This window comes from Haladaptatus pallidirubidus (assembly GCF_020700235.1).
In the GTDB taxonomy this organism is placed as follows: Archaea; Halobacteriota; Halobacteria; order Halobacteriales; family Haladaptataceae; genus Haladaptatus; species Haladaptatus pallidirubidus.
Window position 1 is genome coordinate 47144 of the sequence record NZ_CP085305.1, and the last position, 22521, is coordinate 69664.

Consider the following 22521-nt stretch of genomic DNA (forward strand, 5'->3'; position numbering starts at 1 on the left):
CATGACACAGATACGAATCGGTATTGACGTCGGTGGAACGTTTACAGATGCAGTTGCGATTGATACCACGACCTTCGAGGTCCTGGATCAAGTAAAAGTCCCAACGACCCACGATGCGGATGCCGGAGTCGCCGCGGGGATCGTTGAGGCAGCCTCGACAATACTCGAATCAGTCGAAGTTACTCCTGATGACGTTGTGTTCATCGCACACGGAACAACACAAGCGACCAATGCGCTTCTGGAAGGCGACGTCGCAAAGGTCGGCGTACTCGGGATGGGTCGCGGTCTGAAAGGTCGACGCGGTCGGTCCGAGACCCAAATCGACACCATTTCGCTAGATAATAACCAAACGATCGAGACTGAACACGGATTTGTGATGCTCGACGACGGGGTACCAACTGACGAGATCGAGCCAATTCTCGAGCGATTTGCGGACAAGAACGTTGAAGCCGTTGTCGTAAGTCAGGCATTCAGCGTCGACGACCCGACTGCGGAAAACGCGGTATGCGACCTTGTGAGCCAGGATGGGCTCGCTGCAATCGGTGCGAACGTTGTTTCGAAGCGCTATGGCCTCAAAGTTCGAACCCGGACGGCGGTCGTTAACGGGAGTATCCTTCCACGGATGATAGAAACATCGCGCTCGACCGTTGAGAGCATTGGCGGAATGGGGATCGATGCCCCGCTCATGATCATGCGGTCAGACGGTGGCGTGATGGAAATCGAGGAGATGCAACGACGTCCTATTCAAACGATCCTTTCCGGCCCGGCGGCAGGCGTTGCCGGCGCGTTGATGTATGAGAACATCACCGACGGTATCTTTATCGAAGTTGGTGGCACCAGTAGCGACATCAGCGTCATTGAGAAGGGACAACCGAAATGGAATTCCGCCGAAATCGGTGGTCATACAACTTTCCTCCGGACGCTGGACATTCGAACTGAGGGGATTGCCGGTGGATCGATGATTCGTCTTGACGGCGACGAAATCGCAGAAGTTGGCCCTCGAAGTGCCCATATCGCCGATATTCCGTATGCAGTGTATGTTGATCCCGACGAAATCCAGTCACCCTCGCTTATCCGCCTTCGCCCGAAACCGAACGACCCTGAATACGTTGGTATCGAAACGGCGAATGGGAATCGATACGCGTTGACGCCGAGCGGTGCGGCAAACTTGCTCGGGTACGTCGACGAAACAGCCTATGCAGCCGGAAATTCAGAGGCAGCCAGACGTGCGTTCGAACCACTTGCTGACGAATTAGACGTGGACGTTGAGACGGCCGCTGAGATGGTGCTTGATGCGAGTATCGGAAAAATTATTCCTGTCATTGAATCTATTGTAGAAGAGTACGATCTTGACCCAAAACTTCTCGAACTAGTCGGTGGCGGTGGGGGGAGTGCTGCCTTGGTCCCATATTTGGCCGCAACAACCCACTACGAAGCACGACTTGCTCACAACCATGAGACAATCAGTACTATTGGTGTTGGGTTGGCGATGGTTCGCGACGTTATCGAGCGGAACGTCATGGATCCTGGTGAGGACGAAATCCAGCAGTTACGACGGGAAGCCATCGATTCTGTAGTTGGTATGGGAGCGAGCCAAGAAACGGTTGAAGCAAAAGTCGAGTACGATAGCTCCCGAAACCTGCTTCGCGCGGAGGCTGAAGGGTCGACGGAACTCCAAACGCGTGACCTCTCCCAAGGGACAGTTGACGAGTCAGAACTCCGAAAAACAGCAGCTTCAAGCCTCGATGCTAAGGCCGAAACCATTGAAAAGTTTGCTTCGATTGGGAGGCTATCGGTTTATCAATCCGAAGAAACGAGTTCAAAATTCTTCGGTCTCGTGTCCAGTGGTACTCAACGACTCGCTGTTCTCGACAAAAGTGGCGTCGTCAAACTCAAGCTTAACGATGCAGGAGTGTACAAAGCGACTGGTGAACTTCTCACTAAGGTGGTCGACAAGGTACTGGACGAAGAATCCGTATTTAGTAACGCTTCAGCCAAGTTGCCGAACCTCTATATCTGTCATGGTAATCAACTGTTAGACGTTAGCGGCATCTCGTCACGTGAACAGATCCACTCGCTGCTCGATGTCGAATTCGAGGAGATTCCGGACTCAGAACAACTCCTGATTCTAGCGGAGAAGCCATGAGCCAGGTACCTAATCCCACGGGGACTGAAATAACAGCCTCGGGTGTTGAACATCTGTCGTGGATCCAGCGTGCGAAAGAAACTGGACAAGACCGTGCCCGCAATATTCGCGACAAACATGGAACGAACGACCCATTTCAGATTGCCCTTGAGGGAGATATTGAAATTAACCGGGACACGTGGGACGGCTTCGACTCAGTACAATTACTTGGGACGTACTCGGACGACGTTATCACCCTGTACGAGGCACAGATTGACCGAGTCGCCGACACTGCTGACATCGACCGAATTGTTCTCCGGGAAGCCGTTTGTAGCCACGAGTTAGCCCATTATCTGTTAGAACAGAATCCACCGGAGTGGCGAGATCAATATAGTCCAATTGAACGCGTACTACGGTGGCTTCCGCTCAGAAGAACATCCAGACCGTCGAGACGTAGCCTTGAGGAGTGTGCCGCACACTCATTCGCTACTACATTGGTTCCAGAGTCGGTTGTATCGTTCGCTCAGCAATCCCAATAGAAATCAATCAGAATACTTACGCAGTTATGACTGAAGATCACTACCCAATCGTCGTTGTCGGAGGAACCGCAGGTGGAATTGCAGCTGCAGTACGTGCTGCACGAAACGGTGAACAAACATTACTCGTCACCTACAACCAGCATCTCGGCGGGATGATGGCCGGGGGATTGAGCTATACAGATACGCTGATCAAAAAATCTCGAGCACCGCTTCTCGACGAGTTCTTCTCTTCAGTTCGTGACCACTATCGAACAGAGTACGGGCAAGACTCAAGACAGTACGAGTTCTCCGAAGATGGCTATATTTTCGAACCCCACGTCGCTGAGCAGATTTTCGAGGAGTTTGTCGCGAATGAGCCGAACTTGACCGTATCTCGTGGGTATCGACCGACAGCGGTTACACGAAACGGATCTATTATTCAAAAAGTTACGTTCGAAGCGTTCGACGGCGATTCAACCCTCCAAGTTGCTGGTTCGACATTCATCGAAGCGACATATGAGGGTGATCTCATGGCGGTTGCTGGTGCAGCGTATCGTGTTGGTCGAGAATCACGCTCGGAATTCAATGAGCAGTTCGCAGGGCGACTGTTCACTGGAATTCGTGGTGATCGGTACTATCCGCGAGCCGCGGTCGGCGACGGCGACGACTCTGCACCGATGGATCGACGTGGACCTCTTCATGTGCCCGCAAATAAACAGCAAGGCGATCTCGATATTGTCCCGCATCCAGCGGGTCTCACAGAAATTTATCCGGAGAGCACTGGTGAGGGAGATGACGCTATTCAAGCATACAATTATCGTCTCTGCTTAAGCCGGGATCCAGAAACGAGGCGACTTCCGGACGAACCCGACGGATACGACCGATCCGAGTATCTTGAAGAGCTAGATGAGATCATAGAGAGCGGTGTGCGCCGGTATCTGTTACTCCGATACCTCCCGAACGAGAAAGCCGATATGAACTCGGCCGACCTCCCTGGCGAAAATCACGATTATCCGGATGCAGGGTGGAACCGGCGTGACGAAATTGCAACGCGACACCGCAATTATGCGCTTGGGCTTCTGTATTTCTTGCAGAACGATGATGCTGTTCCCGACGAAATTCAATCTAACGCTCGTGAATGGGGACTTGCCACTGACGAATTTACGGATACGGACAATTTCCCGTGGCAACTCTACATTCGAGAGGCGCGACGACTAGAGGGGCGAACTGTCTTCACTGAAAACGATGCACGCCATGCCCCTGGATTAGAGCGCACGCCGATCAAGTCGGATGCAGTGGCCGTTGCTGAGTATCCACTGGACTCTCATGCCTGTCATACTGAGCGACAATTGGGAAGTGAACCAGAGGGATTCTTTTATGCATCACAGGTCACACGCCCGTCACAGATCCCCTATCGATCTATGCTACCGAAAACCATCGACAACTTGCTGGCACCCGTCCCGCTGTCAGCGACGCACGTTGCCTACGGTACGATCCGCTTAGAACCTACTTGGATGCATATCGGCGAATCGGCGGGTTTTGCTGCTGCACTTGCCGAGCAACAGCAGGTTCCGCCTGCTGATATCGATATTAGAGAACTTCAACGAACACTCGGTGAATCCGGTGTTATGTATTCATTCTTCAATGACATTGACAATTCTGAATTCAATTCTGAATCGTGGATTCCCGCAGTTCAGTATCTCGGCTCGAAAGGTTTCTTTGATTCATATAATGCCCTACCGACGACGAAGCTGACGAGATCGCGTGCTCAACAGTGGAGCAAGAATACTGCTGCATTGTTATCTAATCCCGGTAAGGAGCCAACTGCATTGGCACAAGAGCTGTCCGACGGTGAACCAGACACCTCTTTACTCACAGCGGGTGATTTTCTCCAGTTGCTACGAACTGAACTACACGAGAATGAATTACCGTCATCGGTTCTTCCATCAGATCTTGAACCAAATGATCCCATCTCAATTGGCCATGCAAGTGTTATTTGCTACCGAATTCTCAGGGATCATGGTGGTAGTAAGTAGCTGAATTGACCCGATTCTGGGTTGGTCAATGAGTTTAGTTACTTGATTGCAACCAAGTTCGACGACTAAGGGGCAGATTCTGTTCAATATAGGACGGGCCGATACGGCACAGAAACGCGCACAGGCCGAACTAACTAGTTTCAGTCTGTTTTTCCCGAAGAGATGATGTATCGGTTGAACCGAAGCGTTTCTAGACAGGCCGACTGCTGGGGGATCCGTCTTCGCTGATTCCCCAGGAGATAATTCGTGCTGGATGGATCTGTATCCATGACTCATCATAGCCCGAGCCAAGGTGTGTTCCATTTTCGCGAAACGTCTCGGCACGGCCACGGATCTCGATGCCGCGGGGTTCCCATGGATCAATACTGGCGAGATCGTCGATGACGAACGCAACCTTCTGATTCGTTTCGGCGTCATGGAACTTCTTGGACTCGCCGAAATTGAAGCCGCCAATGTGGATCGTGTCATCGTCGGCATCGTACTGAAATCCAACGGGAACAACGTGCGGTTGGGTGTCTGCTCCAACGGTCGCCAGCCGTCCGAGTCGTTGCTCGTCTAAATATGCGATTTCCTCGTCGGTAAACACACTCATGGTATCAACTCTTTAGAACGATTGCTAACGGCTTAACAGTGCTGTTTACCACTGTACAACCACGATTCGTGGGCAAGTCAGGTTGGTCAGTTAGCGCATCTCCCGGATACCCACTTCCCGATTTTCTAGAGTTGTTCATCAACAGTTCGGTTTGACGTGTAGTGTGCGCCGGCTCGTTGAGTCTGCAACCTTATCGCATTGATTCTTGAATCGTTGAATAACGACGTCTAGACGTTCGTCCGCGGGCTCAAAGGTTCATTCCATCGCCATGTATGTGTAGGTGTGTTCGATCCCATCGATACTCAGGATACCGGACGCAACGATTTCCCGAACATCCGCTGGGCTCCCAACAACAACTTTTGCGATAATATCGACGTCTCCGGCAACGATATGGGCGTCTTCGACACCGTCGATTTCCATAATCGTATCTCGTATCTGATCCACCGTTGGCACATTTGCCTTGATTAAGACGTAAGCCGTAACCATTGTCCCTCGACCACCCCTTAGACAAGAGCAATTACCAAAATGTTACTGTCCCCCCGCCGACTAGGGCCACAGTGCTGCTTGTAGCGACCGTAGAAATTTGTGATAATCAACCTGATGCATGAATCTCCGCGATTACACCACGGGGAATCCAATCGTCATCACCGGTTCGATACCGTCGCACTCGAATTGGCTCCCATTTTCCAGATTTATAATGAGAGAGAAGTTCATACCGAAGAGATGAATCGTCGACCGATTCAACTTCTACCCGAAGATGTTCGGTTGGGGTATAGTCAATCGGACTCGCTGTTCCTTCGATTGTGGTTCCATCATTAAGAGTTCCACGAACGGAGTCACCAAGGCCAAGATTCCCGAGCGAATCTACAGCTTCATTGATCGTGGTCTGTGAAATCTCCCCTAACCGATCTATATCTTTAAAGAAGCTAGTTGATGAAACGGGGTCAATTCCTTCGGTCTCAAGTCGTCGATTTTCCTGCTTCACGCGCATTCCCAACAATCGTTGAATCTCGCGAAGTCGAAAGCCTATCGTCCGCAACTCATCACGCGTGTCCGATGACGCCCTGATTGACTCTTCTTCATTTGTATTCGAATTCCCCACCATACCTGCTGATGCAGCTTACAAACTATTAAATATGAGCAATGAATTGCCCGTTGAGCACCGTTGGGGATCACTTCCAGTGTGATATCGTCCTCTATAGCCTGTTCAGTAAAAACCAGAACCTACACAACGAATCCCCCACCATTGTCTCTATGACACAAACCGTCAATGAACTCCGCAACGACATTCGACAGGCCGTCGGGAGATACGAACGCGTTGAATCGACGGCCTTCACCAAAGAAGCCCTTGCAGCAATCTGTACAGCTGTAAACTACGATATCGACACCCACAATTTGCCATCCAAACCCCAAATGCGGGCTGGAATCCTCTGGAAAATCGGTGAGCTGGACGACGATAACCCAGAACAAACGTCAAACGCGTTCCGGAAGCCAGAGCTCAAAGCGATTGCAGCTGCACTGCACAATAAGGAGTAACCACTAACTATGGCGGGAGGAGTCGGTCGTCAAGGCAGTCACTACAATCGACCGGGATTCCTTCCCACGCTGCTTTGACTGCTTTGTATCCTGTCCAGCCTTCGTTATCAATCATTTCTCCGCAGGCTTCGCAGAACTCTTGCCGATTGATGATGCCCTTGTCCTTGAGCAGGTAAAAGAGGTAGGGGGGACCGACCACAGGTATCGACTCGTTTTGGCTTTGGATTGTCCTTCGGATTGACCGACGACCGTCTGCGTCCATAAGAATGACTAGACTGTATGGATCAGGGTCTTGGGAGAGTTGACGTCGAAGCGATTCTTCGCCAGCATCGCTTCCATGTGGGCGGGGTACGCAGTTGACGGTGGTGATCGGAACGTCTTCTTCGTCCATGACGTCAAGCGTTTTTTGGCTACCGTGGTGGAGTTGGTATTCTCGACTGTCTTCCGGTGCGTACTCGTTTTTGTCACGGACGTGTCGGGTTAGCTCGTGTTCGCAGACGTTGGTTGTTGTCAGTTTTAGGTTGTCACAGACTTCTGGCCAGAGCTTGGTGTTGGCAGCTGCAATCAACCCACTGGTGTCTATCAGAATTGGGTGAACAGGAGAAGAGGACATGGGTAAAGGGGACTATTCCTGAAAGAACTGGTCGGTGTCCAGCTGAGTAGCTTGTTCGAAGTCGCGACGTTCCTCGGCCATATGGTCGAGTTCGTCTCCGAGGAGTGTGCGGGCGATATCCTCAGAGATCTCGCCTCGACTGTATTGTTCGTAGATCGCGATTTTGTCTTCGTCGGTGGTGATGCGGCGTAGCATTTCGATCAGTCCTTCACGGGCGAGCTCGCTGGTGTTGATTCCACCCATATGGACGTTGTTCAGGACCTCGGCTGCGTCTTTTTCTGCCCCGGCCCGAAACTGAATTTTCTTATTGTATCCTGGACTGCTCATACGTGCTCTTACTATGTGGTATTGGGTGAAAAGTGTTGTGACGTGTGTGGTCATGTACTGACAAATGGATAGTAATCTGATTGGTTCAGCGGTATATTCGTCACTCGCTGCCCCCTCCGACAACCACTTAACGAGACTCCCCATGTTGATACGTCTAGCAGGTAACCGGCCGTCTCCGTTATCGAGGGCGCTAGTCATCAGCGAGTTACTGCCAGACGCTGTTCTCAAACAGTGAAAATACAGCTGTTCAATACAGTCTTGCCCTCTTGACTTTCCCATCAGTGTCGATCCTCGTCTCACTTGTTCGTACCCCCTATTACTTTGGAAGAATTTGGAGGTACAGATCGACATTTGACGGCTTTAAAATTGCATAGAATCGCTTAGGGCTGGTTTCCGGCCATAGAATCCAGCCTTAGGATTCTAAGGCTGGATTGAAATCATAAATGCAGCCTTTCACAGCTTCAAACGACTGAACACAGGATTTGACCGAGTAATTCTGATTCTTGTTACTCATCCAACCTTAGGTTTGTGGGTCGATATGGGCTCACACAGGTAATATCGCGGAATAGAACGCCTCTATCCAGCCTTAGACCCAAGTTATTAAAATTCGATAAATAATACTAAATGTACTTGTGACTTTGGAGACATACCCGCCAATCCCGTCGTCGATTCAGGACATCTCTTGCGTTCCCAAAGTAGTTGGTACAGGAACCCGTTGAGGAATGAAATGAGTCCTAGCCTCTCTCAATGTCCTGACTGTGGATGGACCGGTAATACTAGTGATTGCGTGATCGATGAACTCGAACGAACGTGTCCTGTCTGCGACTACGTTTTTCGACGTACTTCGTGAACCGGGAAATCTATTCATTCCTCCTCCGGAATCCACCAGATAACCATCCGCGGACTCAATTTCCCACATTACAATGCATCCTGTTCATGCAGCCCCTCGAGCCGCTGATGTACTGGCCACCGTTCCATTGCAACCGTATCTGCGACCCACCGAGCAGTCACAGCTGGAAACTCGGCCTCACGAATCACTCCAAGAATATCGTCATCAGTGATCCGAATTACTGGTCCTTTTTCAACTATTCCGCCACTGGTCTTTTGTAGTATTATCCCCTCTGGGCGCTTGTATGGTCGATTTGATTGTCAAAGCGGCAGTGAAAGACCAGCTTGAAGACCAGAATGTGGCGAGTGACTTCTACGATGCACTTGATGACGAAGTCGCCTCCATTCTCGACGACGCTGCCCGACGAGCCGAGGAAAACGATCGCAAGACCGTCCAACCGCGCGATTTGTAGCGGTTCACCGCTTCACTGTAGCATCAACCTGTTTTTCGCTCGTCGCTACACAGCACTCATTTCCCTACTGACGGACTACTATTCCGATCGAATCCAGATCACGCGCCGTGCTTCAGGCTTCTTCTTTCGAATTTCGTCGCTCTCATGCAGTCGAGTAAGAACGTTATAGGCTGACCGCCGTGACCATCCAAGCTCGTCCGCAATCTCGCTCGTCATGTAGGGTTCGAGCGGTTTCATGATCTCCAAGACGGCCTCTTCAGTGTGTTCTTGGACATATTCCCCGCTCTCATTACGCGCCCTCTCATCGTTCTCTGTCATATCTACTCTTTCATTTTCGCACAATATAATCTTATTCCTTGCAAGGAATACGGTGGTTTCATTACCCATGCCCCATAAGGAATAGGTAGGAAAAACGGTGCCCTCGGGCGTGTGGAAACGCGCCGGGTGCTGTAACACCCGGCACCGGTCTTCCAAAATGCAGTCTGGAAAGACCATGAGTACGAAATCGCCTAGTGAACTTGAAGCTGACGAGACGGCACAGAAACGCGCGCAGTGGGTACAATTCGGCTTCCGCGTCGAATCCCCCGGAATGGTTGAAGTGACCAACGAGAGTCACGAGAACCCCGCTGACCACCAATACGTCGTAACGCTGGACAACGTGGCGGGCGATGCGATGGCGTGTACCTGCCCGCACCACGTCCACCGAAGCGCGTTCTGTAAGCACATGGCTGCGGTCGAAAACGCAACCGACAACGGAACACTTGATGCGTTCCCGTCAGAGGACTACGAAGACAATGCCGAACCCGAAGACTGTGACTGCGATGGCCTCGGTGGCTTCCCGTGCTGGCCGTGTGTGCGAACAGGACGGAAGGAACTGCCGAACTAACCACCGCTTCAGCCCTTTTTATCCCAGGTATGCAGATTAACGTTCTCGGATCTCACCGACCAGCGAATGTTTGTGGAACGTGGGGATACAGCAACCAGCGAACGTGAATCCTCACTCGAGAAAAAGTGCATCTCATATCTATTTACTATGAATGTTGGAATAGAAGAGTCAGTCTGCTTTTTTCCACGCGTCTGACGCTTGCCCATGGAACTCCCCTTTCGCTTTCCGCTCACGCGGCCAGAACGCCAGCGCAAATAAGACTAAATAAAAAGCTCCGACAATACTGACGACAATTTCACCGGGAATCCCAGGGATTGCTGCTGTTTCGTTCCATGTCTCATCAGGGACAAAGATGGTGATACGGAAGAGCCAGGCGAGACCAAGCAGCACCAACAATGGCAGATAAATCCGTTTGAGGCGACGAGCTAGTGTTTCTAAATATGACACTTTATACGTGGGATGTTTTAGATCGTTAGCGATCTCTTCGCGCCAATTCGTAAGTGGTAATCCTTCCGGGTCGAATGCGTTCGCAAGGACGTTTTCTTCGATAAGACGGACTCGTGCCCGATAGGCATCATACATACGATACCGGCGTACGTCAAAAATCAGAAACATTGTGAGAGCAACCATTCCAATCAGAAGCAAATAAGACCCTCTGCTTTCGAATGATAACGCAAGAATCGCTGTAACAACCGCAATCGCCCAATCAACAGTCAAATCGAGTCGGCCAAGAAAGGTTGCTGACTGAGACATCTCGCCACGATAGTACTGCTGGAGTAGCGAAAGCAGCTCAGAGCGATCGTATGCCGCTTTTTCAGCCACATCGCGTTCCTCTTTCCCCTCTGGTTTGAACTCGTCTGTTTCTTCCCCCATAACATCCGTCTAGAAGCTATCCACTGGCTTAACCAGCGTTACCAGAACCCAAATATATACACCTAATCGTAGTGTCCTTGCTGTATTCATCTATCTTCTGTGCTGCGATTCACCGAGTTACTCCCTCACTCTCTCCTTTGGAATGATACACATTCTACTGTCTATTGGTGCTTGTTCTCGGTCTTGGCGAGATGGTTAACTACTTGGATATCTTATATACTATCTATGGCAATCATAGAACTTGCAATCGCGTTTTTTGTCCTCGCAATCATCGCCGGTGTCCTCGGAGCGAGAGGTGTTGCTGGCCTGTCGATGGAGGTGGCAAAATGGCTCGTGATCATTTTCGTTGTTCTTGCAATATTGTCATTTTTACTATAGACATTGGGAAATTTATAAATTGTCCATTTGATAATATTATCCTACGTTGTTGAATACGGTCTTCTTCATGATGGTGACTTCTGAATGAAGCTAATATGATAAAAGATCGAAGAGTATGCTAATGTGTGCCCAGAACGCTACTCACTGGGAGTACCGCAGCCTTAGACCACCACGTGAGGAAACACAGAAGGAAGCGAGTGATCCCACAGACCAACTCAACGAACTTGGAGCTGACGGATGGGAGTTCGTCGGAACGATTGAGTATGAGGGCGGTGGCACGAAGTACCTCGTTCTAAAACGACCGCTGGACGCTGATATGGAGGAATAAATGAGTAACAACGAGAGCGATATTGGGACTGCAAATACGATGCGAGGACGGTCCGAAGAGAGTCGGCTCAAAATATGGATCCTCTTTCGGATGAACCGGTTTCTTCTGACTGGATTACTTGCCCTTCTTGTCTTCCTGTCATTTCTCGTCTTCAGTCTCACGCTCAATCCATCGCTTCCGAGCGAAATCAAATCAACCGACACAATTGAAACGATTTTTTCTGCGATGATCGGTGTCATCGTCACCGGAACAACGTTGGTCATTACAATCAGCCAGCTTGTTCTCTCACAAGAAAACGGGCCATTAGGTGACCAGCGTAAGCGGATGAGTGATGCGATGGACTTTCGCACCTACACCAGAGACTTGTTCAACTCTGTCGTCCCAGCCGATCCTTCGAAATTTCTTGGTCAACTCGTGAATGAAACTGAGCGACGAGCAGAGGTTCTCGATCGCTTGGTCGGGGAGAACGACGATGATGAACTAATCCGCCAAGTTTCCGAGTTCGTCGATAGTCTGCATGGAAACGCGAAAGAAGTCCAAGATGAACTCGAGGGAGCCCAGTTTGGAACTTTTGATGTTCTATTTTCGGCATTGAATTTCAACTATGGATGGAAGATCTACCAAGTTGAACGAATGACTGACGAATTTGCCGATTCACTGAGCGATAACCAACAACTGGCCTTCGATGATCTGGAAACAGCTCTGGCTATGTTCGGTCCAGCCCGAGAACACATTAAGACGCTGTACTTCCAGTGGGCGCTCGTTAACCTCTCCCAATATATTCTTTATGCAGCGATTCCAGCGCTCATCGTTTCCGGTGGTATGCTGACCTTCGTTGGAGCGGAAACTTTCAGCGGTACATTCCTTGCGATTCCCACTATTACATGGGTCGTGAGCGGAGCGTTTACAGTGACACTCATTCCATTCCTCCTCTTTACCTCCTATATCCTTCGGATTGCACCGGTAGCGAAACGAACACTTGCTATTGGCCCGCTTATCCTTCGTGAATCTCAACGATAATAGCTCACAAATCATCTAAGTAATATTGCGAAATAAATTGCCACTATAGTTAACTAACTGTCGATAGTCACTATATTCGGAATGATGGGTAAAAGTCAAGAAGTAATGAGGGAACAGCCAGAACAAAAAGCAGCAGGTGAATCCGCACAACTCCCATTTCATTTCCTCTACGTCTTTCTCCTACCAATTGCAATTTCATAGCATCCGACAGGTATACAACATACAGACCAATATTTCTTTTTGCCTTCGGGCGCAAACCAAATACTCTTCATCAGTGAACGGATAATTTGGATATGGTCGATCCCGGACAATTACTACTTCTCATTATTGCTAGTGGTGCAAGCTTTATTATGGCGTGGACGATTGGCGCAGGTTCGTCGGGATCAACTCCATTTGCACCCGCAGTCGGGGCTCGTGCTATTTCCGTAATGCGAGCTGGATTTATTGTCGGTATTCTTGGATTCGCTGGTGCCGTGCTTCAAGGGGCAAATGTCGCAGATGCAGTTGGGACTGGCCTAGTTGGTGGTATTTCACTCACTGCATCAGCAGCGACAATTCTTCTCTTACTCGCAGCAGGCCTCGTTGTGATTGGTATCTTCACAGGTTATCCGATTGCAACAGCGTTCACGGTTACCGGTGCTGTCATTGGCGTCGGATTAGCCCTTGGTGGGACCCCTGTTTGGCCTGCGTATATCGAGATTGCGACCTTGTGGGTACTCATTCCGTTCGTCGGTGGTGGTATCGCATACCTCACAGCTCGACTATTGCGAAATGAGAATATCCCGGAGCGCTATAGTATTCCCGTTCTCGGTGGCATTGTTGGCCTTATTCTGGCAAATATTCCGTTTACCCTTCTGGGATCTGCTCCGAGTGGTGCATCGATTGCCGCGACTATTGCAACGCGAATTCCAGTGGCACCGACCATCGGAACAGTAGTTGTTTCATTTCTTTTTGCGCTCTTTCTCACAATCCTTCTTCGGTGGGACCTCAACTCTGACGTCGAAGCGGCTCAACAACATTTTCTTTTAGCACTCGGCGGGCTTGTCGCATTTTCGGCAGGTGGTAGTCAGGTTGGACTTGCCGTTGGTCCCTTACTTGCGGCATTCAATGATGCATCGCTCTCGATCACAATACCACTAATAACACTACTGGTATTCGGCGGTATTGGGTTGTTAGCAGGCTCGTGGATGGGTGCTCCTCGAATGATTAAAGCAATCGCACAGGATTATTCATCACTGGGTCCACGTCGGTCGATTGCCGCGTTGATTCCCTCGTTTGCAATTGCTCAGACAGCAGTCTTGTTTGGGATACCAGTGTCGTTTAACGAAGTCATCGTCAGCGCAGTTGTGGGGAGTGGGTTTGTGGTTGGTGGTGCAGGTATGAGCACACAGAAGATGCTCTATACTGTGCTGGCGTGGCTCGGTTCACTAGTGCTTGCAATTGGTCTTGGCTATGGGACAATGTGGCTAGTTCAAGTAGTATTTTGACACTTTAATTTGAACATTCCCGCCCGTGACGCTGACGAAACAGCACAGAAACGCGCATAGGCAGAACAGTTCTCCTTCGACATCCAAGCCCCTGGACTCATCGACGTCACCATCGAGAGCCACGAGAACCTGCTGACCACCAATACGTCGTGACGCTGGACGACGTGACCGGCGACGTGATGGCTTGTACGTGCCCGCACCACGTTCACCGGAGCGCGTTCTGTAAGCACATGGCGGGCGTCGAAATCGCAACGGCTGACGGCACCCTTGAGGCGTTCCCATCGGACGACGAGCGTATCAGTGCCCCATACACCGGCTACGACAAGTACAGCAACGTCGATCACACGTTTTGGCAGTGTGACGGATGTGGCGCGGAAGCCATCTGGAAGAGCGCACTTACCGACTGTTGCTAACCCTCCTACTCTTCTCATTTCTGTCACGCCAAACGACGCTGTCCGATGTTGCTCAGCGAACGCTGACCGAGTGCGCAGATGCAACGACTGATAACCCTCTGAATATTGCTCAAAATCAGCCATTAGCTAAACGTACGAAGTAAGCAGTATATTTATTGAGTCTTATTACTATTTTGTCGATAATGCTTGAAGAATATGGGTACGTCGTGAACGTTGATGGTGTCGTTGTCAAAGACGATGAGTACCTGTTCATCGAACGCGGCGAAAGTGAAGACCACGCTGCCGGTTTATTGTCGTTCCCGGGAGGTAAAGTCGAACAACCGCCTGGAAGCACGGAAACACTTGAGAAGACAGCCACCCGAGAACTCTATGAGGAAGTCGGTGTCGACATCGGCGATGTCGAGTATGTTTGTAGCACAACGTTCGAGGCCGACGACGGTACTAACTGTCTCAATATTGTTGTCCTTTGTGAGTACGTGGCGGGTGATGCTCATCCTCGAGCTCCCGACGAAGTTGCTGCAGTGCATTGGGTTTCCTATGATAAAATCAAAACCCGAACTGACATTCCGGAGTTCGTCGAACATTTTGTAGACTGCACCGAAGAGCTTCGCAATTCCGAGTAAGAGCCGTTTGAGATCTGCCGAACACTTCCCGGATCTACCGGTCGAAGCAATCGACTGGGAGGTCTCACACCAAGCCCACCGGTAGGCGTCACGAAGTACGACCCTACAACGGAGGCGATCACGATTGCGCTCACATGGGCGGCCTACGAGAAACACGGGTGGGAACAATTCAGTTCGACCGTACGCCACGAATTGATCCACGCATGGCAGTATCACGAGTTCGGCGACGCGGATCACGGGCGAACGTTCGCCCGCTGGACCGATGTACTCGACACAACGCAGCACTGCCGAGCGGTTCACATCGCCGAACTGGTGGGTGATTTGCGAAGACTGTGACGGCAGACTCGTGCGCTACCAACGCTCGAAAGTCGTGAAACACCCTGAGACGCACAATTGCGGCGATTACGGCGGGTCGCTCCGCGTTGGGGAGAGTGCAGGCCAATGACGGCGGAGTATCGGTGTCACCGCTGTCAGCGGGTTGTTGGGACGATGACGGTGGCTGCCCCGTCGCGGGTCCATTTGAGTCCGTGCAGGCATCGGATTGCTGGCCCTGATGGATTGCTTGCAATGGGCGATTTGTACCCACCACGCCCTGATGTGTGGCTGACGGATTTCCTCGCTGACCCTCACAAACTCCCCCGAATGCTTTTGGCTCTCCCTCATTCAAAAACGAACGAATGAGATGCAGATACAGGGGCTAACGTAGGTTAGTATAGTATACTAATCTACACGGTTCTGCTGAAGATCTCCGAGCGAGACAGGAATGATGTGCTGAATACAGAGGATGGATACAGTAGACGGTCAGCGTTCATTTCAGTCCCTCCGCAATGAAACAGTTGGTAGCTAGCTGTGCATGGTTATCGCTGCCCACATCAGGAGCCTAGTGGTTGGCCGATTCAGTTGGCCACCTCGATAGGACCGCAGACTACGGTCGATGAGTACCCGTTCCCTCCCGTTGAAATGCGAGTTGGATTTGCGATTTCGGAATCCATTCGTCCCGGAAGCCAACCATCTCCTCACGTTTTCTGAACGCCGCCTGCTTCTCCCGTAAACGGCTCTCTAACTGGTCGTGACGGTCGTCATCGTCACCAGTGCGCGAGAGCCCGTTTTCTAATGAGTGGATTTGATGGGCGAGCGACATCAGGGAACGGACCACCGCTGAGTCCTCGAAGAGGACAGCTTTCTCGGTTTCGCGGGTGACGCGTCCGACGAACATCGTGGGGGTGGCCTTCTTCGTGAAATCGCCTTTCTCATCGGCTAACCACTCGGGGAGTTGGATCACTAGTTCCTCGTCGTCGAGCAAGCCCAGTAACTGCCATAACTGGCGAGTACCCTGTTCGTTGAGCAGCCTCCGGTCGCGGGCGTCCTCGAGGGAGATGTCTGTATCGGAGAGCGTCTCCGAATGCCACTCCCCGGCAAAGCTGTCATACGTTTCGAAGGTGTGAATTTCTAGAGTTGGCATAGGTTGATTTGTTCCGACGGGCGGTGCTTAGAAGGCGCATCTCGTAACGTTATAGAAACAACGGTTGGATATGGATAATTCGCTCGTCTGTCGCTACTAACCCGACTCCTCACCAGACGAGGGGGACCGGTGACCGATTCGCGCTCTCCATCTTGTACGCGTCAGTAGCACTATCTAATATGAAACAGGTACGTTCGTGGGGATACGAACCCACAAGTCTACGGTTGGCGGACCACTGAGACAACAGCTGTGCTACCGAATAGTATAATGGAACAACAGGAACGAGGTTCATACTGACCGGTAACACCATCGAGCCGCCGATATTCCCTCGTGTTCACGAGGGATGACACCGTCCGAGACGGCAACGGTAACGCAGTTAAAGTCGGCTCCGGCTCAGAACCCGAATATTGGGACGAACCGGAACGTGAGATAGGCACCGACCGTCGCGATGGCGGGCACGACGTTCTGCATCAGGACGACTCGCGCGGTCATCACGGGGTTGAATAACGCCCCCGGATCGGGGATGTCCTCGACGTCCTCCGCGCCGATTGGAGGGAGCGTCTCGCCCTCCTTGTCGGCCGCCAGCGCGTCGACCGTGACCGGAGGCCCTCCGTTGCCAGTGACTATTTCGGGGGCGGTCCTCGGTCGGGTCGCTCGGCCCCAACCCAGCCCGACGATAGACATCGTCGCGATGATGACGAAGCTCGCAGGGATGCCGAGCGCCGAGAGGAAGACGACCAGCGTCGAGGAGACCGACGCGACGACGATGGCCGCAGTGAGGGGAAGTTCCGTGAGGTCACTCCCCATCGTCTCCAGGGTTCGTCGAGCGATGGTGAACGAGCCGATGGCAACGGCGATCCCACCGAAGATGATCGCCGGGTTCATCGCCAGTTCGCCGCTGCCAACCAGCGGTGCAACGGCGTTGGCGATGTTCGAGGTGCCCGAAGCGAAGGCCATCAGACAGCCAATCGCGACGACAGTAACCGTCCCGACCAGCTCCCGACGATTGGTCGTCTTGTGGACTTGTGGGATGGGGACGACACCGGACCGGTCAAGATCGAACAGGGGCCCCGTACTGCGCTCTATCGCGATCAGTCTGTTCAGCCGCGCGTAAAAATACCGGCCGATGACCAGCGAGACCCAGAAGCCGATGATGGGCGAGACGACCCACCAAACGACGATCTGTCCCATCACGGCAAAATCCAGCACGCCAGCGGCCAGTGCGAGGCCGGCGATTGCCCCCACAGCGGTCATCGAGGTTGAGGCCGGGACGCCGAAGAGGTTCCCGATCAGCAGTGCGAGCCCAATGAAAAACAGCACGGCGATGGAGGATTCGAGCGTGAAGACACCGGTGTTGACGACCAGTTCGGTACCGAGTTTCGTCACGACATTCCGCCCCAGCGTCCAGGCACCGATGAAAAAGAACACGCCCATGAGCGCCGCGGCGACAGGCTTGGAGATGGCGTCGGCACCGACGGCCGGCCCGAACGCCGGCCCCGTGGTTGATCCCCCGATGTTGTAGGCGACGAACATCGCGACGAGGACGCCAGCGATGAGCAGGAGGCTGGTCATCGGTCCTCTGTCTCGCCGTCTTCGGCGGCCTCGCCTGTCTCGCCGTTCGCGCTCTCGGCCGCACGCTGTTCTTCGAGGGTCGTCTCCATTGTCTCGCCTACTTTCTCTTCGACAGTCTTCTCTACTGTCTCCCCAACTGTTTTTTCGACGGTTTCACCGACCGTCTCCTCTATCGTCTCTCCAACCTTCTCGTCCACCGTCCTTTCCACTGTCTCGCCCACCTGCTCCTCGACCGTCTTCTCAACTGTCTCTTCGACTGTCTCGTCAACGGTTTCTCCGACCGTCTCGTTGACCGTCTCTTCGACGGTCTCCTTGACCGCCGTCGTCATCCAGTTCGGATCGAAACGGGCCATCTTCCAGACGACGTGGAGGACATAAGAGACCAGTACCCCAAATCCGAATGCCAACCCGACAGCGGTCCCGGCGATGACGATCAGTCCGACCGAGACCGCGATCAACAGGCCGTAGGTCAGATCGATGAGAGAGTCGACGCGGTTCGGGTTCACGACTCACCCAGTCCGAAGGCCACCGGTATGGGTAGAACTAATCTGGAATCAATAGATGTGAGAGAGCACATACAGATTCTACACATCCCTCGTTCAAGTAATTTGGCAAAAACATTTTGCCCGGATACCGGTATTTGAGCGTGATCGATTGTAAGTCTGACCAGAGAGAATTCCTTCCGGCTGACGGTATTGTGAGGTGCTGAACACGCGCCCTGTATTCAGTACAACCGCTAGAATCTATCACCTCTTGAGGGTTTCAACAAGGCCATGTTAGTAAACTATACTAATCCTGGCGTATCTACTTTCGCTCTGGCTGGCGACTGTTTACACTGATTCGGAGCAAAACCTCCGTGTATGCTCCGTGAAACGGCCCTGTTTGATACGCTCCACAGCGAGCTTGCGATCGTCCTGGAGGAGACGCAGGACAAAGAGCTCAGCGCTGATCGACTTACCACGCGAATACTCGAAAATGATGGGGATTCATGGCTGCTGATCGGCCTCGTTGAGGGGGCACCAGCGGTTCTCACTTACAACCGACTGATGAACTCGATCACGCGAACGCCGATTGAGACTGACAGATTGGCTGGCAACAGGAGTCAGCATATCGACCGGCAACGGACGGAAGGCAAGTACTTGAATCAGTCCAATAGCTTGGACGGGCATATTTTGACTGAGTGCAATCGAAGATGATAGCATTGAGAAGCTACTGACCGTACCGAGCGGTGATTATATCCTAAAAGAACTCTGGAGGAATGAGGGGTGGATCGAGGGAGGTGGATCAGGAGTGATGGCGCCAGATCCGGTGATGTCAAAGCGCCCTCGACACATGCTACCGTTTAGCACGAATCAATAAATACTTTGTGGTAATATGGAAAATAAAATAGAACAGTGTTTGCTAGCCTATAACGGAGTTTGTGATTCATTTGGAAGAACTGCCGGAACTCGAGTGACACTCTCGACGTCGGTGTCGAAGAAGACGTCATTGCATTCGCGATCGGATTCGGCAGCTCCGAACAATCGGGGAGAAGTAGTCTGTTTCCTGGGATTTCGGCGCGTTTTAAGATGCGTGATTGATTCTATAACCGAAGTAGAACGTACGACGGCAGCGAGATGACTTTCCCGCATTGCCCGATTTTGGGCGGTTGACTTCCTGTGGGCAGTATAAGCGGCAGTGAAATCAGCCGGGTCACCGCCCTCGGGGAAGCACAAAACCTCTCGTATCCGTGAAAGCGGTTTCGAGTGCCAGCATGACTCTTTCTTTCCGCCCGGTGTTAATCGCCTCTTCCCGAACTGTGTCTTCTCATCGAGTCACACCGAATGGTCCCCAATTTTATTCTTCTTGTCGTCGCATCCTTGTCGATGACTTCAGAGACACTACGACTCGACTCGTGGGCGTTCGGCTGGGCGTGCGGACTGCTCTGGGCAGGGAGCGTCGTCGTTCTCGGCCTCACCGCCCGAGTCGGATGGGGAAAACGGTGGGAACGACTCCTCGCCGACGTGTATCGTGGCTACAACGAAACCACCGCTGGACTCGCTCTCGGAGCAGTCTGGGGGTTTTTCGACGCGTTCATCGGTAGTTACACCTTTGCTCTATTGTACAATCGCCTCCGTCAGTAATGTCCATACTGTCACGCCGACCGCCTCATCGAATGAACGAAATGTACGATGTCGGCACAGAATTTTCATTAGAGGGGTTGTTACGATAGACGACAAGATGGATCTCATCTACTGCAAACGAATCTTTGCCTGCCGCTGACGGTGTTTCTGAACGAAGATGTGATCCTGTCAACTCTCTCGTGCAGGCACGAAAATGAGCGCGTTCTTCGATGACCACCCGAACATTGACCGGCTATTACTCGTCCTTGCGTTTGCCTTTGGGAGTACTCTCGCAAGCTATCTACTCGGTGGAAACGTCGGGGGTGGCAGCGATTTCGGGGATTCTCGTCGGTGTGCTCTACGTCTGCATTCGAGAGTATAGATAACTTTCACAAAGAAGAGGTATGAGTAAATCGTTCTCACGCTCCGGGTCGAGAGCTAGCTTTTTGAAAACTGCTGCCGTGAACACAGTGGCACCCTGGACAATGGGAACGGAATCTTCGGATCAGCGTTCATCATCGTTTAGCCTTTTTCCAATCGTCGAGTGGCTTCGCCGCTACGACCGATCGTGGCTTCGATCGGACGTATTCGCGGGAATTACGGTTGCTGCAGCAGTCATCCCCGAAAGCATGGCGTACGCATCACTCGCCGGTCTCCCACCAGAGACGGGCCTGTACGCGAGTCTTTTCGCTGTTTCCACGTATCTCTTCTTCGGCACGTCGAAACAGGTCATCTACGGTCCGACCTCCGCACTCGCAGTCCTCCTCGCCGCACAAGCTACCGGACTCGGGACGACCACTACGGCATCTGATTACGCGACGATTGTTGCAGTGACGACACTACTCGTTGGTGGAATCGCCGTCATCGCGTGGCTGCTTCGCCTCGGATTCCTCGTGAACTTCATCTCCGAATCCGTCTTGACCGGATTCTCGGCGGGAGCCGCCCTGTTCATCATCTCGACTCAGCTCGACAAACTAGTCGGCATCGCCGGTCCTTCTGGCCCGTTCTACGACCGCGTCTGGTTCGTCCTCACCCATCTTTCGGGCGTCCACCCACTCACCGCAGCGGTTGGTATCACCGGAATCGTCCTCCTCGTTCTCGGCAGGAAGTACCTCCCGCGCGTACCGACTGCGCTCGTCGTCGTGCTACTGTCAATTGCGTTTGCGACGGCGACGAATCTCGCCGCTCGGGGCGTCGCCGTCGTCGATCCGATACCGAGTGGACTGCCCTCACCTGCCGTGCCACAGTTCGCTCCGAACATAGTCATCGGACTGTTCCCGATCGCGCTCGCGCTGTTCTTGCTCTCGTACGTGGAAGGCATGGGGGCCGTCGAGACGTTCGCCCAGCGCAACGACTATCGAGCGGACGCGAACCAAGAACTGCTGGCGACCGGCGTCGCAAATATCGCTGCAGGACTCGGGCAGGGATTCGTCGTCGGTGGCAGTATGTCTCGGTCGGCACTGAACGATGCTGTCGGTGGAAAGACACAACTGACGAATGCTGTCATCGCCCTCGTCCTCGTTGGCGTCCTCGTCTTCTTGACCGGCCTCTTCACCGCTCTCCCGGAGACGATTCTGGCTGCTGTCGTCATCGTCGCTGTCACCGACCTCATTGATGTCCCCGCGTTGCGCCGACTCTATCGCATCGACACGTTGGAGTTCGCCACAGCTAGCTCCGCGTTCGCTGGCGTCCTCGTCTTCGGCATCCTCTACGGCGTCTTCATCGGCGTCCTCGTCTCCATCTTCGTAGTCGTCGGCCGGGCGACGTATTCCCACACGGCCGAACTGGGACGAGTCCCAGAGTCAGAGGAGTTCAGCGACCTGTTGCGTCACCCCGCGAACGAGACGATTCCGGGCGTTCTCGTGTATCGAGTCGATGCGGAACTGTTCTTCGCAAACGCACCGACCGTCCGACGGAACCTCCTCGACAGACTCGACGCCCGCCCATCACCTGTCGAACTGGTCGTGTTCGACCTCCGTTCGTCACCGACGATTGATGTGACAGCCGCCGACACGCTCTTCACCATCGCTGACGACCTCGCACAGCGCGGCATTGATATTCGTCTCGCCGAAGCAGACGGTGCCGTCCGCGACGTTCTCAACGAGGTCCAGCCGGATCATTCGCTCGGGCAGACAACACTCAACGAACGAGTTATCACGGTCATTGAGGAGTGGCGAGACGAGACTGCAACGGGAACCGATGAATGACCGTTTCGAAGCGCCGCTTCGGTTGAGTCACAGCACTCCACAGTTCCTCGTCTCGTTCGTGGTATCTGCCTCCCGAATTAACGAATTCATGCAAAATTCTCTGTACCCACCCACGATTTCAT

27 protein-coding genes are annotated in these 22521 nt (G+C 52.5%); 17 read left to right on the forward strand and 10 right to left on the reverse strand.

Annotation, left to right across the window (positions count from 1 at the left end):
• Nucleotide 1: 1 nt before the first annotated feature.
• Genes LIX15_RS27125 through LIX15_RS27135 form a run of 3 tightly spaced genes read left to right on the forward strand, consistent with a single transcriptional unit; the run spans nt 2 to nt 4679 of the window.
• Nucleotides 2-2146, forward strand: coding sequence for a hydantoinase/oxoprolinase family protein (locus LIX15_RS27125; RefSeq protein ID WP_227778348.1), 2145 nt, complete (start codon nt 2-4; stop codon nt 2144-2146).
• The gene (locus LIX15_RS27130; RefSeq protein WP_227778349.1) at nt 2143-2664 is read left to right on the forward strand and encodes a hypothetical protein; all 522 of its coding nucleotides are present in this window, start codon (nt 2143-2145) and stop codon (nt 2662-2664) included. Before LIX15_RS27125 ends, LIX15_RS27130 begins: the two co-directional genes overlap by 4 nt.
• A 26-nt stretch (nt 2665-2690) precedes the next feature.
• Nucleotides 2691-4679 (forward strand): FAD-dependent oxidoreductase, encoded by a 1989-nt coding sequence (locus tag LIX15_RS27135; RefSeq protein WP_227778350.1) that lies wholly within the window; start codon nt 2691-2693, stop codon nt 4677-4679.
• Nucleotides 4680-4869: 190 nt separating this feature from the next.
• Here LIX15_RS27135 and LIX15_RS27140 read toward each other — a convergent pair whose 3' ends face one another.
• The 3 genes from LIX15_RS27140 to LIX15_RS27150 form a co-directional block, all read right to left on the reverse strand.
• Complete coding sequence (locus tag LIX15_RS27140; RefSeq protein WP_227778351.1) at nt 4870-5271, reverse strand: PPOX class F420-dependent oxidoreductase; 402 nt, start codon at nt 5269-5271, stop codon at nt 4870-4872.
• A gap of 255 nt (nt 5272-5526) precedes the next feature.
• Entirely contained in the window at nt 5527-5757 is a 231-nt protein-coding gene (locus tag LIX15_RS27145; protein WP_227778352.1) for an Lrp/AsnC family transcriptional regulator, read from the reverse strand.
• Between the two features lie 106 nt (nt 5758-5863).
• Nucleotides 5864-6376 carry a hypothetical protein gene (locus tag LIX15_RS27150; RefSeq protein WP_227778353.1) on the reverse strand — a complete coding sequence of 171 codons (513 nt, stop codon included), beginning with the start codon at nt 6374-6376 and terminating at the stop codon, nt 5864-5866.
• A gap of 149 nt (nt 6377-6525) precedes the next feature.
• On the opposite strand from LIX15_RS27150, the gene LIX15_RS27155 reads away from it, so the two are divergent.
• Nucleotides 6526-6807, forward strand: coding sequence for a hypothetical protein (locus tag LIX15_RS27155; protein WP_227778354.1), 282 nt, complete (start codon nt 6526-6528; stop codon nt 6805-6807).
• A gap of 7 nt (nt 6808-6814) precedes the next feature.
• Here LIX15_RS27155 and LIX15_RS27160 read toward each other — a convergent pair whose 3' ends face one another.
• Complete coding sequence (locus tag LIX15_RS27160) at nt 6815-7420, reverse strand: hypothetical protein (RefSeq protein WP_227778355.1); 606 nt, start codon at nt 7418-7420, stop codon at nt 6815-6817.
• Nucleotides 7421-7432: 12 nt separating this feature from the next.
• Nucleotides 7433-7747 (reverse strand): DUF8065 family protein, encoded by a 315-nt coding sequence (locus LIX15_RS27165; protein ID WP_227778520.1) that lies wholly within the window; start codon nt 7745-7747, stop codon nt 7433-7435.
• Between the two features lie 1133 nt (nt 7748-8880).
• On the opposite strand from LIX15_RS27165, the gene LIX15_RS27170 reads away from it, so the two are divergent.
• On the forward strand, nt 8881-9048 hold the full coding sequence (locus tag LIX15_RS27170) for a DUF1931 domain-containing protein (RefSeq protein WP_227778356.1): 168 nt from the start codon (nt 8881-8883) through the stop codon (nt 9046-9048).
• A gap of 78 nt (nt 9049-9126) precedes the next feature.
• On the opposite strand, the gene LIX15_RS27175 is transcribed toward LIX15_RS27170, so the two are convergent.
• Nucleotides 9127-9366: a hypothetical protein gene (locus LIX15_RS27175; RefSeq protein ID WP_227778357.1), complete on the reverse strand. Its 240-nt coding sequence runs from the start codon at nt 9364-9366 to the stop codon at nt 9127-9129.
• A 175-nt stretch (nt 9367-9541) separates the two neighbouring features.
• On the opposite strand from LIX15_RS27175, the gene LIX15_RS27180 reads away from it, so the two are divergent.
• Complete coding sequence (locus tag LIX15_RS27180; RefSeq protein ID WP_227778358.1) at nt 9542-9934, forward strand: SWIM zinc finger family protein; 393 nt, start codon at nt 9542-9544, stop codon at nt 9932-9934.
• A gap of 168 nt (nt 9935-10102) precedes the next feature.
• On the opposite strand, the gene LIX15_RS27185 is transcribed toward LIX15_RS27180, so the two are convergent.
• Complete coding sequence (locus tag LIX15_RS27185) at nt 10103-10807, reverse strand: DUF2270 domain-containing protein (RefSeq protein ID WP_227778359.1); 705 nt, start codon at nt 10805-10807, stop codon at nt 10103-10105.
• A 231-nt stretch (nt 10808-11038) separates the two neighbouring features.
• Here LIX15_RS27185 and LIX15_RS27190 point away from each other — a divergent pair, with 231 nt between their 5' ends.
• The 8 genes from LIX15_RS27190 to LIX15_RS27225 all read left to right on the forward strand — a co-directional run bounded on the left by LIX15_RS27190 (nt 11039) and on the right by LIX15_RS27225 (nt 15501).
• Nucleotides 11039-11185, forward strand: a complete 147-nt coding sequence (locus LIX15_RS27190) for a DUF1328 domain-containing protein (protein ID WP_227778521.1) — start codon at nt 11039-11041, stop codon at nt 11183-11185.
• A 121-nt stretch (nt 11186-11306) separates the two neighbouring features.
• Entirely contained in the window at nt 11307-11513 is a 207-nt protein-coding gene (gene sp36 / locus LIX15_RS27195) for a Sp36 family protein (RefSeq protein WP_227778360.1), read from the forward strand.
• Nucleotides 11514-12533, forward strand: a complete 1020-nt coding sequence (locus tag LIX15_RS27200) for a DUF7972 family membrane protein (protein WP_227778361.1) — start codon at nt 11514-11516, stop codon at nt 12531-12533.
• Between the two features lie 293 nt (nt 12534-12826).
• The gene (locus LIX15_RS27205) at nt 12827-14020 is read left to right on the forward strand and encodes an inorganic phosphate transporter (protein WP_227778362.1); all 1194 of its coding nucleotides are present in this window, start codon (nt 12827-12829) and stop codon (nt 14018-14020) included.
• A gap of 149 nt (nt 14021-14169) precedes the next feature.
• Nucleotides 14170-14433 (forward strand): DUF8118 domain-containing protein, encoded by a 264-nt coding sequence (locus LIX15_RS27210; protein WP_227778363.1) that lies wholly within the window; start codon nt 14170-14172, stop codon nt 14431-14433.
• A 182-nt stretch (nt 14434-14615) separates the two neighbouring features.
• Nucleotides 14616-15056: an NUDIX domain-containing protein gene (locus LIX15_RS27215; protein ID WP_227778364.1), complete on the forward strand. Its 441-nt coding sequence runs from the start codon at nt 14616-14618 to the stop codon at nt 15054-15056.
• Between the two features lie 123 nt (nt 15057-15179).
• Nucleotides 15180-15392, forward strand: a complete 213-nt coding sequence (locus tag LIX15_RS27220; protein WP_265338465.1) for a SprT-like domain-containing protein — start codon at nt 15180-15182, stop codon at nt 15390-15392.
• Nucleotides 15319-15501: a hypothetical protein gene (locus tag LIX15_RS27225; protein WP_227778365.1), complete on the forward strand. Its 183-nt coding sequence runs from the start codon at nt 15319-15321 to the stop codon at nt 15499-15501. Before LIX15_RS27220 ends, LIX15_RS27225 begins: the two co-directional genes overlap by 74 nt.
• Before the next feature lie 480 nt (nt 15502-15981).
• On the opposite strand, the gene LIX15_RS27230 is transcribed toward LIX15_RS27225, so the two are convergent.
• The 3 genes from LIX15_RS27230 to LIX15_RS27240 form a co-directional block, all read right to left on the reverse strand.
• The gene (locus tag LIX15_RS27230; RefSeq protein WP_227778366.1) at nt 15982-16518 is read right to left on the reverse strand and encodes a hypothetical protein; all 537 of its coding nucleotides are present in this window, start codon (nt 16516-16518) and stop codon (nt 15982-15984) included.
• A 393-nt stretch (nt 16519-16911) separates the two neighbouring features.
• Nucleotides 16912-18090, reverse strand: a complete 1179-nt coding sequence (locus LIX15_RS27235; RefSeq protein ID WP_227778367.1) for an inorganic phosphate transporter — start codon at nt 18088-18090, stop codon at nt 16912-16914.
• A complete protein-coding gene (locus LIX15_RS27240; RefSeq protein WP_227778544.1) occupies nt 18087-18596 on the reverse strand; it encodes a hypothetical protein in 510 nt (169 codons plus the stop codon). The genes LIX15_RS27235 and LIX15_RS27240 overlap by 4 nt, the downstream gene beginning before the upstream one ends.
• Nucleotides 18597-18950: 354 nt before the next feature.
• On the opposite strand from LIX15_RS27240, the gene LIX15_RS27245 reads away from it, so the two are divergent.
• From LIX15_RS27245 to LIX15_RS27255, 3 genes are all read left to right on the forward strand, one after another.
• Nucleotides 18951-19286 (forward strand): hypothetical protein, encoded by a 336-nt coding sequence (locus LIX15_RS27245; protein WP_227778368.1) that lies wholly within the window; start codon nt 18951-18953, stop codon nt 19284-19286.
• Nucleotides 19287-19955: 669 nt separating this feature from the next.
• A complete protein-coding gene (locus LIX15_RS27250; RefSeq protein ID WP_227778369.1) occupies nt 19956-20213 on the forward strand; it encodes a bacteriophage holin in 258 nt (85 codons plus the stop codon).
• Between the two features lie 464 nt (nt 20214-20677).
• Nucleotides 20678-22399 carry a SulP family inorganic anion transporter gene (locus LIX15_RS27255; RefSeq protein ID WP_227778370.1) on the forward strand — a complete coding sequence of 574 codons (1722 nt, stop codon included), beginning with the start codon at nt 20678-20680 and terminating at the stop codon, nt 22397-22399.
• Nucleotides 22400-22521 lie beyond the last annotated feature (122 nt).